Raw genomic sequence first — 16330 nt, forward strand, 5'->3', positions numbered from 1 at the left:
GACCACGTGCCCCCCGGTCAGGGCCGAAGCCAGCGGTCGAACCAGGCACGGGTCCGGCGCATGACGTCGAGTTGGAGGTTGCGTTCCCGGATCGGGTGGCCTTCCCTGGGGTAGATCACGAACTCGTGCTCGACGCCGAAGTGGCGCAGCGACCGGTGGAAGTACACGGCCTGGCCGAGGGGGACGTTGGTGTCCTCGGCGCCGTGCAGGATGAGCATCGGCGTGCGGATGCGGCTGGCGAAGGAGATCGGGCTGACCGCGTCATGTGGATGCGGAACGATGCCGGACCAGCCGGTACTGCCACCGAGCGCGGCTTCGAACTGGCCGTTCTCCCCGGTCGCGGCGAGCATGCCCCAGTCGATGACGCCGGCACCGGCCAACGCGGCACGGAACCGTACGGTCTGGCCGATGGCCCCGGCCGCCATGAACCCGCCGTGGCTCCAGCCGGCGATGCCCAGCCGATCGGGGTCGGCGATGCCCTCGGTGATGAGCAGGTCGATGCCGGTCAGGATGTCGGTCCACTCCTCCTGGGCGACCCGACCGGCGACGCTGGCGGCGAACTGGTGGCCGCGGCCCTGACCGCCGCGCGGGTTGGGCAGGAACACCGCGTAGCCGGCGGTGGCCAGCCCACTGCGCGCTGGGGTCCCAGAACAGCTGGCAACGATCGGCGTAGCGATCGTACGGGCCTCCGTGCACGATTGTGACCAGCGGAAACGGGCCGTCCGACGCGGGTTTTCCGACGGGTAGTACGAGCAGGCCGTCCAGATCGAGGCCGTCGGCGGCACGGTAGGCCAGCGGCTGCTGAGTGCCGAGAGCGATGCCTCCCAGTTCCGGGCGGGTGTCAGTGATCTTTCGCAGCGTCCCACCGGCAGGGCCCCGGCAAAGTCGTGAGGGTCTCCGGCTTGGCAGGCCCCATGGGATGCGCGCGCTGCCGACATGATCGACCCCTGCCGGGTCGGTCTTTGCCGGGTCGGCGTGTCCTGCGTTGGTTCCTTTGGAGCTGCCCCGTTTGTGCTGTCGGTGGAGGGGGAGCGTGGACGGGGCAGCTCCATAGGGGCTGAAGGGCAGGTCCCCGACCGGGTGGGGGGATTTCGTCAGGCCGCCGCCCGGCTGCCCGGTGTACGGGGCGGCGTAGCAGCGACCTCCCGGGGCGGGTACGGGGAGAGGAGACACAGCTGAGGGCCGGCGAGACCGGGGCCCTGGCCAGGATCTCAGGTCATCCGCAAGGAGCGGAACGGGATTCCCGGAAGGCGGATGAAACGTCGGGCGGGATCGGACACTCCGCGACTTTGCCGGGGCGCTGGCCCGGTCGGTGGCCCGACGTGAACGTTCGCGGGTTGGTAACGGGTGCCGGTGAGTGCCGCGATCTCCTCGCCGGTAGGGGTGGTGGCAAGGCCATCGAGGCGTCCGGGGTGATGACCTGGCCCGTGCTCAGATCGAGCAGCCGCAACCGGGCGCGCGGCTCGCGCTCGCCGATGACATTGGCGTCGTCATGGCCCCCGGGGCGGCACGCGTCCTGCTCGGCGGGTTCATCCTCGGCGAGCAGAGCGACCAGTTTGGGGTCCGCGAGCGGCAGGTGGTCGATGATGCCAGCGCGCGAGCTGGTCAACGCGGTCATCGTGCCGTCGGCGAGGGTGAGCCTGTGCACCTGCGGGGTACCGCGGTCGGTGCGGTCGGACAGGAAGAACAGCGTGCCCGAGTCCGCAGACCAGCGCGGTCCAGGGGGTGCGGGCCCTGGGCCTGCCGCCACACCGACCCGCCCGCCGAGACGGCATTCGACGCGGATCACGTCGGGACCGGAGGTGTGTGATTGGCCAGCGCCTTCGCCCCCGGATCGGATCGCTGTGCACCGGCTACGGGGCATCGACATGGCCGTCCAGCTGGGAACTCATGGGCGGCCGGAGCCTTTCAACCTCTGTCGCGTCCATGCAAGTCCGCCGATTAGGTGCGTGGTTCGGGCCGCCGAGTCTGACAATCAGAACTATCCGCTCAAATTGGATTCAGGGGTAGTCATGGCACGCAAGACAAAGTCCACCGCTCGGCAAGCGCTCGTCCTTGCCTTCGCGGCCGGGGCGGTGACCGGGGCGGCGAGCATGCTGACCCTGCGCCGCCGCCGGCACGACGCCGGCATGCCTGGGCAGGATGTCCACGGTTCCCTCAGGGGGGACGACGTCGCAGGGCCGCTGGGCGAGTCCGCTGTCCCGCCCGTGAGCGCACGCCTCGACGCCCCTGCGCATGGCCCGGTCAGCATGTCGGCGGCCAGGCACGGCTGACCCGTCGGTCCCGGGGCGTCGCGCATCGACCGCCATCTCGGTGACCTCGCCACCCGGCTGCCGGCTTTCGAGTCGGCGCGGGGTTGCTCGGCTGGGGCGCCATGCTCGGAGGAGATTCGGCCGACCGCGCCAGAACGACGCCGGGACGAGACGGGCAAGGCATGAAGCCGGTTGGCGTGGGTAACCGCGCGTACCGACTTCACGGGCCCGACCGACGAGGGGAGACCGGATGACGAGGGCGCAAGATCAACCGGACGGGCCGGGCGGCAGGACCGGGCAGGCCCGGGATGCCGCCGTTGGCGTCGGCCGCGATGCGGGGCAGGCCGCTGGCCAGGTGTCGCACCAGGCCGCGGAGCAGGGCAGGGAGGTGGCCGCCGAGACCCGCCGACAGGCGCGCAACCTCGTTGAGGAGGCCTCCGCCCAGGCCCGGATGCAGGCAGAACAGCAACAGCGGCGGGCCGCCGACGGTCTGCGTACCCTCGGGACCCAGCTGCGGTCGATGGCCGACGACGGTCACCAGGAGGGCGTCGCCGCCGATCTGGTACGCCGGGGCGCCGACGCCGCCCAGCAGGCGGCGGGCTGGCTGGACAACCGCGAACCCGGCGATCTGCTCGACGAAATCCGCGACTACGGCCGCCGCCACCCGGGCACCTTCCTCGCCGCTGCCGGTATCGCCGGGCTGCTCGCCGGCCGTCTGGGCCGCGCCCTCTCCGGCGGTCAGGGCGACTCGACCGGTCAACCGTCCGGACAGCCCGAGGAGCCTCCCGGCGGCGCGCTGCACGTCCCACCTTCCGCCAGCGCGCGGGCTCCGGTGCGGCACGGGCCGACGGGCAGTGAGGTGGGGCCGTGACCACGCCACCGCCCCGGGGCGACGGCAACGACAAGGCGCAGCAGTCCATCGGCCAACTCCTCGCCGATGCCAGCCGTGACCTGTCCACCCTGCTACGGCAGGAGGTCCAACTGGCCAAGGCCGAGCTTCGGCAGGAAGCCCGTACCGCTGGCACCGTCGCTGCGATGGTCGTCGCCGCCGTGATCGCGGCGCTGCTGACCCTCCTGTTCCTGTCCAACGCCCTGTGGTGGGGGCTGTCCAACGTCATGGACCAAGGCTGGGCGGCACTGATCGTCGCCGTGCTGTGGGCCGTCGTCGGCGGCGTACTGGCCGTCCGGGCGCGCAAGCAACTCAGCGCGATCCGCGCCCTACCGCGTACGAAGCAGACCGCACAGGAGATACCCGACGCCCTGCGGGGGCGCTAGGAACCGGAATGAGGTGAACCGGCATGACCAGCGATCCCGACCAGATTCGTGCCGAGATCGAGGCCACCAGAACCGACCTGGGCGCCAACGTCGACGCCCTCACCCACAAGGCCAACCCGAAACGGGCGATGACGGCACCGATCAACCAGGCCCGCGGGCGACTCACCCGTGCCGTCGACAAGGTCATGGGCAGCACGCAGCACGCCCGCGAAGCGGGAGGCCAACACGCCGCAACAGCAACCCACCAGACCGCCGATGCCCTGTCCTCCGCCGGGCAACACGCCCGAGCCCTGCCGGAGGCGTCCAGGCAGCAGGCCCAGGGCAACCCTCTCGCCGCCGGCCTGATCGCCTTCGGAGTGGGGCTGCTCGCCTCGTCCCTGATCCCGCCCAGCAACCCCGAACAGAAGGTGGCCGGGCGTCTCAAGCAGCAGGCTCAGGCGCACTCCGGCCCGGTCAAGCAACAGGCTGCGGACATCGCCCACCAGGCACAGGACAACCTGCGCGAACCCGCGCACCGGGCCACCGAAGCCATCAAGAGCACCGCAACGCGGGGCGCGGCCGAAGTCCGCGACCAGGGTACCCAGGCCGCCCGACACGTGGGCGAGGAAGCCCGCGACAGCAAGAACCGCCTGTGAGCGCATCGCGGGGTGGAGCGATCACGACACTATTCGCCAACGCTGGTTCTGGCTGCCGTCGCACATGCCGTAGGTGACCTGCCGGCCGGGGCCGTGGGAGGTCAGGCACCCGCTCGAGTTCCCGTTGTGGAGCTGACGTTTCGCCGAGTCGTAGACCCACCCGAAGACATTTCCGCTGCTGGCCGGCGACAGCACGCCGAGCCCGTCATAGCCGATGGTGAGCTGCTTGGACGGCGAAGATCTGACGACCATGACCTTGCCGGCCGCCTCGAATTTCCAGGTCTGGCCGGGAAGCTTCCGCCAGGCGGTGGTCACCACCTTCGAGCCGTCGTTCGTGCCGGTGGTGCTGAGCACGGTGCCGTCGGAGCTCACGATCACCATCTTGTCGGGGCTGAACGGGCCCGAGGGTAACACCGGGGTGCCCGGATCGGCCTTGGTCGGCACCCCGGCGCCCGGATGGGCCTTGGTCGGCACCGGAATGCCCGGTCCTGCCTTGGTCGACGTCGAACTGACCGGAGGACTGGCAGCCGCGTCCGGGCCGCCGTCGGATACGCCGGTCGTACCGGTAGCGCTGGGAACGTTGGAAGGGCGGGAGGCCCCGGTGGCAGGCGGGGCGGCGGCCACGGCGGCACCGCCGGTCGGGGAACTGCCGGCGGAGGGCTCACGGCGTTTCGCGCTGCCATCGGCGAGATAGGCCCCGGCCAGTATCACCACAAGCACGCCGATCACCCCGGCAACAACCGGTCGACGCCATCTCCGGCGCCGGGTGTCGGTCGGCGACATGGCATAGGTCGTCAGATCCGGGAGCTTGGTCGGCGTCGCGCCGACGTGCTCGGGAGCGGAATCCCGCCCATGGGCGACGGTGGTGAGCCCGTCCGGACCGACCGAGGGGGTGTCGGTCAGCACGGCCGTCAGAGCCAGTGTGGCGGCGGGCGCTCCAACCGGGATGGTCGAAGCGATCCCTGCCTGGGTGAGGGTTTCCTCAAGGCCCTCCGGCAGCCAGTCCCGCCCGGCGGCTGCCGCGCTGCGGTCGACGTAGGCGGCGATGACGTCCTGCGGCGTGGGGCGCAGATGCGGCTCCTTGGCCAGGCACCGGCTGATCAGCTCCCGCAGCCCCGGATCGGTGATGCCGTCAAGAGTGGGTTCGCCCAGCGTGACGCGGTAGACGAGCTCCGCGTCGCTGCCGGCGCGGAACGGAGCCTTCCCGGTGGCGGCGAAGGCGACGACAGAGCCGAGGGCGAAGACGTCCGTGGCAGGGGTGGACCGCTCCCCGCGCAACTGCTCCGGTGACATGTAGGACGGGGTGCCCATCCGGACGCCGGTCTGGGTGAGGTCGATCTCGCCGTCGGCCCGGGAGATGCCGAAGTCGATGACGCGGGGTCCGTCGGCGGCGAGCAGCACGTTGCCGGGCTTGAGATCGCGGTGGGTGATGCCGGCGGCGTGGATGGCTTTGAGGGCCTCGGCCACCCCGGCGGCGAGTCGCCACACGCCGTGCAGCGGCAGTGTTCCGTGGCGCGCGACCGCGACGGCGAGATTGGGGCCCGGCACGAAGGCGGTCGCCAGCCACGGGCGGACGGCCTCGGAGTCGTGGCTGAGCACGGGGGCGGTGAAGACGCCGCCGACCCGTTTGGCGATCGCGGCCTCGCGCGCGAAGCGGGCGCGGAAGGAGGGGTCGGCCGAGTAGGGGTCCTTGACGACCTTCACCGCCATAGCCCGGCCGGCCTGGGTCACTCCAAGGTAGACACGGCCCATGCCGCCTTCGCCTATCCGGCCGAGCAGCCGGATGTCGCCCACCGTAGCGGGGTCGCCCGGGTCGAGGGGGAGGAACTCCAGCCCCAGATCGGGCAGGGTCGGGATGATGTCGTTCACTCGGCGCCCCTTCGTCGTCGCAGCGATGCTACAGAGGTGGAAAGGCTGACGTCCGTCCGAATCATGGTGGTTCTGGGTCGAAAGTCATGCCGGTGGGCGAGGAAGCCGGCGAGTAGGTCGGGTTGACGTTGGACGGCGCACAGGCGTTGTGCCCTGGGCGAACCACCTCGGCCATCCGGCGCCGCGCCCGTAGATCACTGATATCCCTGCCGGGGTAGTGTCCCGGCCCATGGCCACCGAGGCATTCGACATCTGGACCGCCGACAACGTCGCCGACAGGGCCGGAGACCGGCCCAGGCTACCGGCGGGGTGGGCCGACCACGCCGGGCCCGGCATCGATGTTCGGTCCTGGCCCCGCTCCCCCCGTACCGGTCAACCGATGCTGCACTGCTTCACGCTGCGGCTGCCCGAGTCATACCGGCGGCGCGGGCCCGACCTGGTGGCCGTCGCGGTATTCCAGTGGGAGGACGAGCTCTACTTCAAGGACCCGCTGCCGGAGGTCGCGGCGGTTGTCGCCGGACAACCCGCCGATGTCGCGCAGCCTGAGCACCCGTTCTGGGCCGAACTTGCCCAGGCCCAGGCTCACCCTCGGCTCCAGATCGCCGACGACGGGGTGGCATCGCTGCTGGCCATGATGTGGCTGACCGAGGCAGAGTTGAACGGACCACGGGTAACTCGCCCCGCTGCGGCTCCTTCTCTCGCCGACGGCGAGGCGGACAAAACCTCGTGGAGGGAGCGGCACGGCCAGTACGGTCCCCTGTGGCTGGTTCCCCGTGACGACCCCAACGCAGGCGTGCCACCGGTGGGCTTCCCGTCCGACGACGACGCCTACGTCGACGTACCGGACATGTACGACGTCTTCCACGTCGAGCACCTGGGCGGCACCGGCATGTCCCCCGACGGAATACGCGATGGCCTGTCGCCCTGGTACATCGAGGTCAGCAGACTGGGTGGCATCAGCTTCGGCGGCGACCAGGACATCGCCCTGGACCTCGACGCCAGCGCATTCCTCGGCGACTGGAGCACCAACGTGCTGATCCCGGGCAGCGGTGCCCCTGAACCGACGCCGCAGGGTTGACCTGGCGGCCCCTGGATCGTTCTGTCAGGAGTTCCTAGAGCGCGACCAGCACCGCGGCAAGGACGAGCAGGCAGCAGACGGTCTCGATCACCCCTACCCGCACCGGCGACAGCCGCCGCGCCGGCAGGATCCCGGCCCGGGCCAGGAGCAGCACGAAGACCGGTGCGAGCAGCACGTCGAGCCAGGCCGCCACGATCAGGGCGACCACGTGGAAGCCGATGGAGAGGCGGAGATAGCCGGCATCCCCACGTTCCCGGATCATGGTCTTGACGTACAGCACGGTGCCGACCAGGTACAGCATCACGGCCAGGAACGCGGGGACGACCTCGGCGAGCGGCACCCCGGACAGGGTGGCGAGCACGAAGACCAGCAGACAGCTCTGCGCCACGGAGGCGAGGTCGTTGAGCAGGGCGCGCTCCCGCCGTCGCCAGGCGTACCCGGCGTTGACCGTCAGCAGCACGGCGTAGACGGGGGCGTACCAGAGCACCGTCGGCCGAGCGAACAGCACGATCAGCGCGAGCGGCGTCGCCACCAGGCCGTAGGCCAGCAACTGGTCGGCGAAGCGGTGCGGTCGACGGCTCTTGATCGCCTGGAAGGCGTAGTAGGAGAGCAGGTAGCCGGCCAGCCAGGCGCCGAGCAGCGGCACCTGCGGCCAGTGCGGGCCGACCAGCACGACACCGACGGCGTACGGCAGCAGAAGCATCGCCCAGGCGCCGTGCTGCGGCGGCAGGAAGCGGCGGATCCGGCGACGGTTGGTCACCGGTCTCTCCGCAGTTGCGGCAGGGCCAGCCGCACCACGCAGGCGTCGGGGGCGCCGAAAGGCTCGAGCACTGCGCCGGCCGGTGGGGCGCCGGCGTGTTCGAGCGTGCCGCGGACGATGCCGACGTGCAGCGCGCAGATCGCGTCGGGGTTGCGCTTCACCAGTTCCAGGAAGGGGCAGGTGTGCAGGTGGATCTCGGTCGTCCCGGCGGTCGTCTCGTGCAGGCGGGGGCTGAAGCCCAGCGCGCGCAGGACGTCGAGCAGGGTGTCGACCGGGTCGCCGCCGGGGGCGTTGGCGGCGGCGAGGTGGCGGCCCCAGTCGAGGCCGGCGCGGGTGGCCTCGGCCCGGACGTCGCGGTGACCGCGGCGGGACAGGTAGTCGAGCAGGGCGGCGGTGAGCGCCCGGTACGGCGCGGGCGCCGGGGCCTCGGCGATGGCCACCCGGTAGCGCCACGCCGGCCGTCCGGGTTGGCCGCCGCTGGCCCGCGCCTTGACCAGCAGCCCGGCGTCGACCAGGCGGTCGAGGTGGGCGCGGGCCGTGGAGGGGTGCAGGCCGGTCCGCTCCCCCACCTCGGCGATCGTCATGCCGGTGTCGGCGGCGCGCACCATCTCCAGGATCGAGGCCCGGCTGGGGGTGCCGAGGGCCCGGTGTCGGTGGGGGTCGATCGTCTCGCCGGTCGGCCCCGTTCTCGGGGTTTCCACGTTGGATAACGTTACAACGTCGTTCAGCCACAAAACCCTGGCGGGTTCCCTGTCTGCCTCGCGCTACACGGGGGTCACGGTCTGAGCAGTCTGCTCGGCGCGGGACGGTCGGGTCAGGGCCCGCCGTCCCGGCGTACCGGGCCGTTCGGCCCTACCGGCGACGCCGACGCCGTACGCACGATGACATCCGTCAGGGGGTGAACGTCGTGTGCAACTACTGCGGCTGCCGGGAGTTTCCGCTGGTCGGCCGGCTCTCCGCCGAGCACGAGGCGATCGCGAACGCCGCGGGTCGGCTCCGCGTCGCGGTACTTGCCGGCGGTGACGACGCCCTGCCGGCGCTGGACGCGCTGGTCGCCCTCCTGCTGCCGCACACCGCCACCGAGGAGGACGGTCTCTTCGCGGAGCTGCGGGCCGAGGGCAGCCTGGCCGAGGCCGTGGCGAAGCTCTGCGCCGAGCACGACGACATCCACGGGGTGCTCGGCAACGTCGACCGGGCCACGCCGGACTGGCCGGCGGTGCTGGCCGCCCTCGACCGGCTGCACCGGCACATCGACAACGAGGAGCACGGGCTCTTCCCGGCCGCGGTGATCACGCTGCCGATCTCGGCCTGGGACCGGATCACCCCGACGGCCGACCCGGCCCGCTAGGCCCTCCGCCTGCTCAGGGCACCGCCTTCGGGTACGGCAGGAGCCGGGCAGGTCGCCGCAGCCGGGCTCCTCGGCGAACATGTCGCCCGTGGTGACGTACGCCCGGGCCCGGGTTCCGCCGCAGACGGCCCGGAGCTCGCAGACGCCCAACAACTGTCCCGTCCGCGTTGAGTTGGCACCGTCCGGTATGACTTGGCACGAGGTTGGCACTGTCCAGGTTGAGGTGGCACGTCCGGTACGGTGCTGTCCGGTCTCAGCGAGGTTAGCGGGTTCTCGGCGAGTTGACAGGCTTCCCGATGAGTGTGCGTGTATTTGGTCTCGACCGGCAGTCAGCTGTGTGCCGATCGGGCACTACGGCGCGCGACTGTTGCGGCAATGGCCGCGTACTTGCGGTCCGGGCGGTCCGGGGACTGCTGCTGCAAGCGCTGAAGTTCGGTGAAACCAGCCTTTGCCAGGCGGGCAGAGAATGTGTCTACGGGCCAGCGGTATGCCGTGTGGACCTTGTGGTCGAACGCGGCCACATCGTCGTCGCTGTCGAAGAAGCCGATCACCAGGTTCCCGGAAGGAGGCAGCATCCGGCGGAACTCGGCGAGTACCGCATCCAGCTCCGATGGCGGTAGGTGGATGGTCGAGTACCAGGAGAGGATGCCGGCCACCGAGTGGTCGGGAAGGTCCAGGTCCGTCATTGATCCGAGCTGGAACGCCGGCCCGGGAAAGTGGGTCCGGGCGTAGCCGATGAACTCAGGTACCAAGTCGACGCCGGTCACGTTGGCGCCGAGCGAATGCAGGTAGGCGCTCCAATGCCCGGGGCCGCAACCGAGATCGAGCACGGCGCCGTCCAAGCCGACGAGGTGGTCTCGGACAAGGGCCGTGTCATCCACGTGGGCCTGCCAGTCACCATCGAACAGGGCGATGTACTGCTCGGACATGTGCGAGTAGGCGTCGCGGACCGGCTGATTGCTCACGGCGCCACTCTAAAGTCTGCCCGCGTTCCGCCCCGAACCCAGTACGCGTCCGGGTTGAGGTGGCACGTCCGGTACGGGGCCGGGGTGCTGCGCGGTGCCGGGCCTGGGCGGGCCGCTGACGGCTGAGTTCGAGGTCGGCTACGTCGGCGCCGAGGGATCGGAGGTCCGCACCTCCTTGATCGACTCGGCGGGGGTGCTGTTCGAGCTGGTCAAGCCGGTACGCGGCTTCCCGTCGTACAAGCGGCAGCGCAACTTCCCGGGCTTGTGGTGGTCGTCGACGACCGGCGCTCACGTCGGGTACGAGTCGTGGCTGGAGCGCGATCACCTGATGCTGCTCGACTTCGACCCGGCGGTGGCCGGGATCGCGTCGCAGCCGTTCTGGCTGTTCTGGGACGACGAGGCTTCCGGCCGGCGCCGTTCGCACGCGCCGGACTACTTCGCCCGGCTGGCCGACGGGCGGGGCCTGGTGGTGGACTGCCGACCAGTCGACCGGATCAAGCCGCGTGACGCCGCGGCGTTCGCCGTGACTGGCCGGGCGTGTGAGCTGGTCGGATGGGAGTATCGGCTGGTCGGCGCGCCGGAGCTGGTGATGGTGCGCAATGTGCGCTGGCTGGCCGGTTACCGGCATCCGCGGTACCGGCTGCCGGCGGTGGGCGCGGCGTTGCGGGAGGTGTTCGCCGAGCCCGCGCCGTTGATGGACGGTGCTGGCGCGGCGGGTGAGCCGATCGCGGTCCTGCCGGTGTTGTTCCACCTGCTGTGGTGCGGTGAGCTGGCCTGTGACCTCGGGGTACGGCTGCACGAGGCGACCATCGTGACCACGGCCGGGGCCTGCTGATGGGCGCGGGCAAGTTGCCGGTGCTGCGTGTCGGGGAGTGGGTGCGTTTCGACGGCGACGAGCACCAGGTGGTGGCGCTGGCCGGCACGTCGGTGCGGCTGCGCTCGCGGGGTGGGGTTGCGCAGGTGGTGCTGCTGGCGTTCCTGCTCGCCGCCGCGGACTTCGAGCTGCTCGACGAGCAGCAGGCGGTGCCGGCGGTGGAACCGCTGGGGCTGCTGGAGACCCTGCCGCACGAGGTGCTCGAGCGGGCCCGGCGCTGGGAGCGGCACCTCGTCGAGGTGGTCACCGGCCGGGCACCGGAAGCGCCGGAGGGCGCCGGGCCGCGGCCGGGTTACGACCCAGCGGCGAGCACGCTGAAGGACCGCGACGCGGCCAAGGCCGTCGAGCTGAGCGCCGCTGGGCAGCCGACCTCGGCGCGGACGGTGACGCGGATGCGGCTGCGCTACGCCGAGCAGGGCCTGTGGGGGCTGGTCGACCAGCGATACACCCGCGGCAGCGACCCGGTCGGCCGGGCCGACGAGCGGCTGGTCACGGCGATCCGCGCCGAACTGGACGCGCAGACGCACGCCTCGACGGGCACCCGCGGGCGCCTGATGCGACGAGTGCGCACCGCGCTGGACGCCGAGCACGGGCCCGGGGTGGTGCCGATTCCGGGTCGCAGCGCGTTCTACGAGCTGGCCGGCGGGCGGCACTCGTTCGGCGCGGCGACCACGCGCCGGTCCCTGGCCAACCGGCCGGTTGCGCCGTTCACCCCGACGTTCGCCACCCGGCCCGGTGAGCTGGTGCAGATCGATTCCACGCCGCTGGACGTGATGGTGCTGCTGGACTCCGGCGTCCCCGGCCGCCCCGAGCTGACGATGGTCGTCGACGTGGCCACCCGCACCATCGCCGCGGCGGTGCTGCGCCCGGCCGGCACCAAGGCCGTCGACGCCGCGTTGCTGCTGGCCCGCACGCTGGTCCCTGAGCCGATGCGGCCCGGCTGGTCGGCCGCGCTGCGCATGTCCGCCTCCCGGCTGCCGCACACGCGGCTGCTCGACATCGACGCCCGGCTGGAGACCGCCGCGGCCAAGCCGGTGATCGTCCCGGAGACGATCGTCATCGACCACGGTCGGGTGTTCGTCTCCGAGGTGTTCACCCGCGCTTGCGACCGGCTGGGCATCTCTATCCAGCCGGCCCGCAAGGGCACCCCGACCGACAAGCCGCTGGTCGAGCGGCAGTTCTCCTCTATCGCCAGCCTGTTCTGCCAGCACGTCGCCGGCTACACCGGCGGCAACGTCACCCGCCGCGGCGACCGGATCACCGACGAGCCGCTCTGGAGCCTGCCCGAGCTGCAAGACCTGCTCGACGAGTGGATCGTCGCCGGGTGGCAGCACCGGCCCCATGACGGACTCCGCGACCCGCACGCGCCGCGCCGGGCGTTCAGCCCGAACGACGCCTACGCCGCGATGGTCGCCGTGTCCGGCTACCTGCCCCTGACGCTGTCCGGGACCGACTACCTGGAGCTGCTGCCGGTGCACTGGCGCCACGTCAACGAGTACGGCATCACCATCGACCACCGCACCTACGACGACGACGCCCTGCCCCACGGCGAACGCTCCACCGTCGCTGAGCAGGGCGGGCGCTGGGAAGTGCACTACGACCCCTACGACCTGTCCCACGTCTATGTCCGCACCCCGGCCGGCTGGATCACCGCGGCCTGGACGCACCTGCCGATGGTCAGCGCGCCGTTCGCCGACTTCACCTGGCGCCACGCCCGCCGGATGGCCGCCGCCCGCGGCCTGCCCGACGACAACGAGACCGAGGTCGCCCGGGTCCTCGACGAGCTGCTCACCCGCGCCGGCAACGGGCCGCCGAACAAGGCCACGGCCCGCGTCGCGGCCCGCACCCGGGCGGCACGCCGCCGGGTGCTGCCCGAGGCGCAGGTCATCGACCTGCCCACGCCCGCACCCGCACCCGGCGCCGGGCCGGCGCCGGTGGAGCCGTTCGGGCTGTTCGACGTCGACGCCGAAGCCGAGCGCTGGCTATGACCCGGCGCAGGGCCACAGTCCCGGCTCCCGTCTCGGTGCGCCTCCGCCGCAAACGTCCCTTCCGATTGAGAGGCAAAGGCCCCGCCCCGATGGAGCACCTGAGCCAGCCCGACCAGCCCAAGCAGGTCCTGGCCGACGAGCCGTTGACCACCAAGGAGGGCTGGGCGCGGTTCGTGGACCGTCGGCCCACCCCGCCGGCCGCCGGCGACGGGACCGACACCGACGACGCGCGCATCGACTACCTGTCCGAGCTGGTCATGGTCAACACCCCGGTCGTTGCCGAGGTCGTGGCGACGGCACGGCGCTTGGTGCTGCTCAACCGCCGCCAGCTGTCCGCACGCCGCGGGCTGATCGTCACCGGCGTCCCGGGCACCGGCAAGACCACCGCAATCACCGCGCTGGGCCGCACCCACGAAGTCGCGGTGCGTCGCCGGCACCCGCACGAGAAGAACCGGCTGCCGGTCGTCTACGTCACCGTCCCGCCCGCGGCCACACCCCGGATGCTGGCCGTCGAGTTCGCCCGCTTCTTCGGTCTGCCGCTGGGCCGCCGGGCCAACATCACCGACGTGACCAACGCCGTCTGCGCGACCGCCGCTCACGTCGGTGTCGAGCTGGTCCTGGTCGACGAGGTGCACAACCTCAACCTCGCCACCCGCGCCGGGGCCGAGGTGTCCGACCAGCTCAAATACTTCGCCGAGCGGCTGCCCGCCACGTTCATCTACGCCGGCGTCAACGTCGAACGCGTCGGCCTGTTCGCCGGCCCCCGAGGTCAGCAGCTCGCCAGCCGGTTCACCACCATCCCCACCACCGCGTTCGCCTACGGCACCGCCGACCAACGCGCCGCCTGGCACGCCCTGGTCGCCAGCCTGGAAGCCACTCTGCCGCTGCGCGCCCACCAGCCCAGAACGCTCGCCGCGCTGGACGAGTACCTGCACCGGCGCACCGCCGGCATGATCGGCAGCCTGTCGCACCTGGTCCGCGGCGCCGCCATCGACGCCATCCTCGACGGCACCGAACACCTGACCCGCGCCCACCTCGACCGGGTCCGCCTCGACCACGCCGCCGAGGCATACGCCGCGACCCACCCCAGCCCCGCACCGGCGCCACGGGCGCCGGCCGCCACGACCGCATGATCCGAAGGTTGCCGATCACGGTTCGGCCTGCCCAGCAGGAAACCGTCACCTCCTACGTCCGGCGCCTCGCCGCACTGCACTCCATCGGCTACCGAGACCTCTGGCAGCACCTCAGCGCTTCGGTGCCCTACAGCGGCACCAGCAAGCGCCGCCAGCTCATCGTCGCGCAGCGGCTCGTCGCCGCAACCGGCCACCAACTCGCCGCGCTCGCGCACGCGATGCCCGAACTGCGTGACCCCGCCCCGCGCTGGCGGGAGTTGCGTCACCTTCCCCAACGGGCCTGCCCCGTCTGCACCGCACGGCACCCGGGCGGGCCGGTCGTCCGGTTCTTCGCCCACCACGAGTTCGTCTGCACCCGCCACGGCTACTGGATCGGCCCGCCGGTCCCCACCATCCCGGACCTGCGTCCTCGACAGCTCGCGCGGCTGGTCCCCGAACTCGTCACCGCGCAGCGACGGCACACCCGGCTGCTGCGCCGCCGAGGCTGGCGGCACGTCTTCAACGCGTTCGACGTCTCCATCGCCGTCTGCGTCGACCGGCGGTTTCAGCAACGTATCGACGTTCCCGGACGCCGCAGTTGGCAGGAACGCATCGACCTGCTCATCCCTACCCGCACCCGGTTCAACACCTCGGTGTTCCTCGCCGCGTTCTACCCCGAGATCGTCAACCTTGCGCGGCTGTTCTGCTCGCCTACGTGGCGGGCCGTTGCCCGCCGGGCGCTGACCTCCGCGGAGCACCGGCTCACCATCACCGCCGAGATCAGCCGGCAGATCGGACCTGAGCCCGTCCCCCATGACTGGCCCGTCACCCAGGAGTGGACCGGGTACGAAACAGACCGTTGGCTGCGGGCGATGGCCGGCCTGCCGGATGTCGTCGTGCCCAACCGCACGTTCCCGCAGACCCGCCGGGTCACCTTCGACGGCGTCCCGGTCAACCACGCCACCTCCGACGAGACCCTCGCCAAGAAAGCCAACAAGGAGTTCAACAAGCACCGCCATGTTCCGAGCTGGGCGCTACCGAACTACGCCGACCGGCCCACCAACCACGACCTGCCGCTCGACTACCAACCCGAGCCCGAACACCACCCACGCCTCAGCCTGTCGCAACTGCTGGACGCACTCATCGCCGACAGTGCCAAGTAGATCCGGACGACTAACCTGATCTTGTCCGCGCGGACCTGGCACAACCGCAGCTCAGGCACCGACACCAGTGCCACTTTCCGCCGGACGGGACATTGGTGTCCCGTCCGGGTGAAAGTGGCCCAGTCCGGGCTATCTGGTCCAGCGGGTGGTCCAGTCCGGGTGAGGGTGGCCCGAGGAGTTGATCTCAACCTAAGTTGAGGTTCTAGGTTGTCCCCATGGACACCACGAACTCCACTCCCCCCACCAACGACGACGAGAAGAGGATCCGCGAACTCGTCGCGCGGACCCAGGAGGCGCAGATCGACCCGGACGTACTGCCCGCCCTGCACACCTCCGACCTGGTGCTCATCAACCTCGCCGGGCGGCGCCTCTTCGGGCGCGAGTCCTTCGCTTCGGCCATGGCCGAAGCGCTCTCCTCCCCGCTCAAGGACATCCGGACCGTGCTGGAAGTCAACGACATCCGGTTCGCCACCCCCGACGTCGCCATCGTGAGCCTGACAAAGACGATCCACGACGAACGGCCCGAGGCGGAGGACTCATCCGAGCTGCCCTTGACCGGCATCATGACCTACGTCATGACCCGCAGGGGCGACGACTGGCGCATTGCCCTGGCGCAGACGACACCGATCCGCTGAACGCCCACTGACAAACACCCGGCGAACTCTGCAAGCAGCCTGTCACTCCGCAGTTCATCGGCTCCACCTCTGCAAGATTCAATGAGACAGGTCACTCAGCGCCGGAACGCTGCGGCGCTGAGTGACCTTGAGGATCACAGAAAGCGCCAAGTAGGTCCGGACAACATCGGGCCGGACCGTCCGAGCTACCTGGCACCACCGCAGGTCGCGGGCGACCGGGCGTGCCAGGTTCATCCGGACCGGACAACAACCGTCCACCCGGGACCGGGGTCCCCGCGACCGTTCCACGGCGGCGACCGGCACGGCGCTGGATGATCTCGGGACCTTTGGCCTGGTTGCGCGAAGTAACGCGTCGGCACGATGACCGGGACGCCCC

15 protein-coding genes and 2 pseudogenes are annotated in these 16330 nt (G+C 71.1%); 11 read left to right on the forward strand and 6 right to left on the reverse strand.

Features of this window, described 5'->3' with window-relative positions; genetic code table 11:
- Positions 1-17: 17 nt before the first annotated feature.
- Both ACQPZO_RS19160 and ACQPZO_RS19165 read right to left on the reverse strand, forming a co-directional pair.
- Positions 18-876: pseudogene (locus tag ACQPZO_RS19160) on the reverse strand (alpha/beta hydrolase family protein); the annotation flags it as partial.
- A 529-nt stretch (positions 877-1405) separates the two neighbouring features.
- Positions 1406-1717, reverse strand: a pseudogene (locus ACQPZO_RS19165) (S9 family peptidase); the annotation flags it as partial.
- Positions 1718-2012: 295 nt separating this feature from the next.
- On the opposite strand from ACQPZO_RS19165, the gene ACQPZO_RS19170 reads away from it, so the two are divergent.
- The 4 genes from ACQPZO_RS19170 (at position 2013) to ACQPZO_RS19185 (ending at position 4162) form a co-directional block, all read left to right on the forward strand.
- The gene (locus tag ACQPZO_RS19170; RefSeq protein ID WP_433342821.1) at positions 2013-2273 is read left to right on the forward strand and encodes a hypothetical protein; all 261 of its coding nucleotides are present in this window, start codon (positions 2013-2015) and stop codon (positions 2271-2273) included.
- A 229-nt stretch (positions 2274-2502) separates the two neighbouring features.
- The gene (locus ACQPZO_RS19175) at positions 2503-3123 is read left to right on the forward strand and encodes a hypothetical protein (protein WP_433342823.1); all 621 of its coding nucleotides are present in this window, start codon (positions 2503-2505) and stop codon (positions 3121-3123) included.
- Positions 3120-3527: a phage holin family protein gene (locus ACQPZO_RS19180; protein ID WP_387021973.1), complete on the forward strand. Its 408-nt coding sequence runs from the start codon at positions 3120-3122 to the stop codon at positions 3525-3527. The genes ACQPZO_RS19175 and ACQPZO_RS19180 overlap by 4 nt, the downstream gene beginning before the upstream one ends.
- Before the next feature lie 23 nt (positions 3528-3550).
- A complete protein-coding gene (locus ACQPZO_RS19185; protein ID WP_433342824.1) occupies positions 3551-4162 on the forward strand; it encodes a DUF3618 domain-containing protein in 612 nt (203 codons plus the stop codon).
- Positions 4163-4183: 21 nt separating this feature from the next.
- On the opposite strand, the gene ACQPZO_RS19190 is transcribed toward ACQPZO_RS19185, so the two are convergent.
- Positions 4184-6031, reverse strand: coding sequence for a protein kinase domain-containing protein (locus ACQPZO_RS19190; protein WP_433342825.1), 1848 nt, complete (start codon positions 6029-6031; stop codon positions 4184-4186).
- A 229-nt stretch (positions 6032-6260) separates the two neighbouring features.
- On the opposite strand from ACQPZO_RS19190, the gene ACQPZO_RS19195 reads away from it, so the two are divergent.
- Positions 6261-7109, forward strand: coding sequence for a hypothetical protein (locus tag ACQPZO_RS19195; RefSeq protein WP_433342826.1), 849 nt, complete (start codon positions 6261-6263; stop codon positions 7107-7109).
- Positions 7110-7143: 34 nt separating this feature from the next.
- Here ACQPZO_RS19195 and ACQPZO_RS19200 read toward each other — a convergent pair whose 3' ends face one another.
- Positions 7144-7911 carry a YwiC-like family protein gene (locus tag ACQPZO_RS19200; RefSeq protein ID WP_433351081.1) on the reverse strand — a complete coding sequence of 256 codons (768 nt, stop codon included), beginning with the start codon at positions 7909-7911 and terminating at the stop codon, positions 7144-7146.
- A complete protein-coding gene (locus ACQPZO_RS19205) occupies positions 7866-8570 on the reverse strand; it encodes a helix-turn-helix transcriptional regulator (RefSeq protein ID WP_433342827.1) in 705 nt (234 codons plus the stop codon). The genes ACQPZO_RS19200 and ACQPZO_RS19205 overlap by 46 nt, the downstream gene beginning before the upstream one ends.
- 206 nt (positions 8571-8776) lie before the next feature.
- Here ACQPZO_RS19205 and ACQPZO_RS19210 point away from each other — a divergent pair, with 206 nt between their 5' ends.
- On the forward strand, positions 8777-9217 hold the full coding sequence (locus ACQPZO_RS19210; RefSeq protein WP_433351083.1) for a hemerythrin domain-containing protein: 441 nt from the start codon (positions 8777-8779) through the stop codon (positions 9215-9217).
- Positions 9218-9546: 329 nt separating this feature from the next.
- Here the strand turns inward: ACQPZO_RS19210 and ACQPZO_RS19215 are convergent, their stop codons facing one another.
- On the reverse strand, positions 9547-10182 hold the full coding sequence (locus ACQPZO_RS19215) for a class I SAM-dependent methyltransferase (protein WP_433342829.1): 636 nt from the start codon (positions 10180-10182) through the stop codon (positions 9547-9549).
- 94 nt (positions 10183-10276) lie between these two features.
- Between ACQPZO_RS19215 and ACQPZO_RS19220 the strand changes: the two genes are divergently transcribed.
- From ACQPZO_RS19220 to ACQPZO_RS19240, 5 genes are all read left to right on the forward strand, one after another.
- A complete protein-coding gene (locus ACQPZO_RS19220; protein ID WP_433342831.1) occupies positions 10277-11017 on the forward strand; it encodes a TnsA-like heteromeric transposase endonuclease subunit in 741 nt (246 codons plus the stop codon).
- On the forward strand, positions 11017-13044 hold the full coding sequence (locus tag ACQPZO_RS19225; protein ID WP_433342833.1) for a Mu transposase C-terminal domain-containing protein: 2028 nt from the start codon (positions 11017-11019) through the stop codon (positions 13042-13044). The genes ACQPZO_RS19220 and ACQPZO_RS19225 overlap by 1 nt, the downstream gene beginning before the upstream one ends.
- Positions 13045-13133: 89 nt before the next feature.
- A complete protein-coding gene (locus ACQPZO_RS19230; protein WP_433342834.1) occupies positions 13134-14177 on the forward strand; it encodes a TniB family NTP-binding protein in 1044 nt (347 codons plus the stop codon).
- Between the two features lie 8 nt (positions 14178-14185).
- Positions 14186-15319, forward strand: a complete 1134-nt coding sequence (locus ACQPZO_RS19235; protein ID WP_433342836.1) for a TniQ family protein — start codon at positions 14186-14188, stop codon at positions 15317-15319.
- 215 nt (positions 15320-15534) lie between these two features.
- Positions 15535-15954: an SgcJ/EcaC family oxidoreductase gene (locus ACQPZO_RS19240; RefSeq protein WP_350888818.1), complete on the forward strand. Its 420-nt coding sequence runs from the start codon at positions 15535-15537 to the stop codon at positions 15952-15954.
- Positions 15955-16330 lie beyond the last annotated feature (376 nt).

The sequence above is a fragment of the Micromonospora sp. CA-111912 genome (assembly GCF_050948415.1).
GTDB lineage: Bacteria > Actinomycetota > Actinomycetes > Mycobacteriales > Micromonosporaceae > Micromonospora.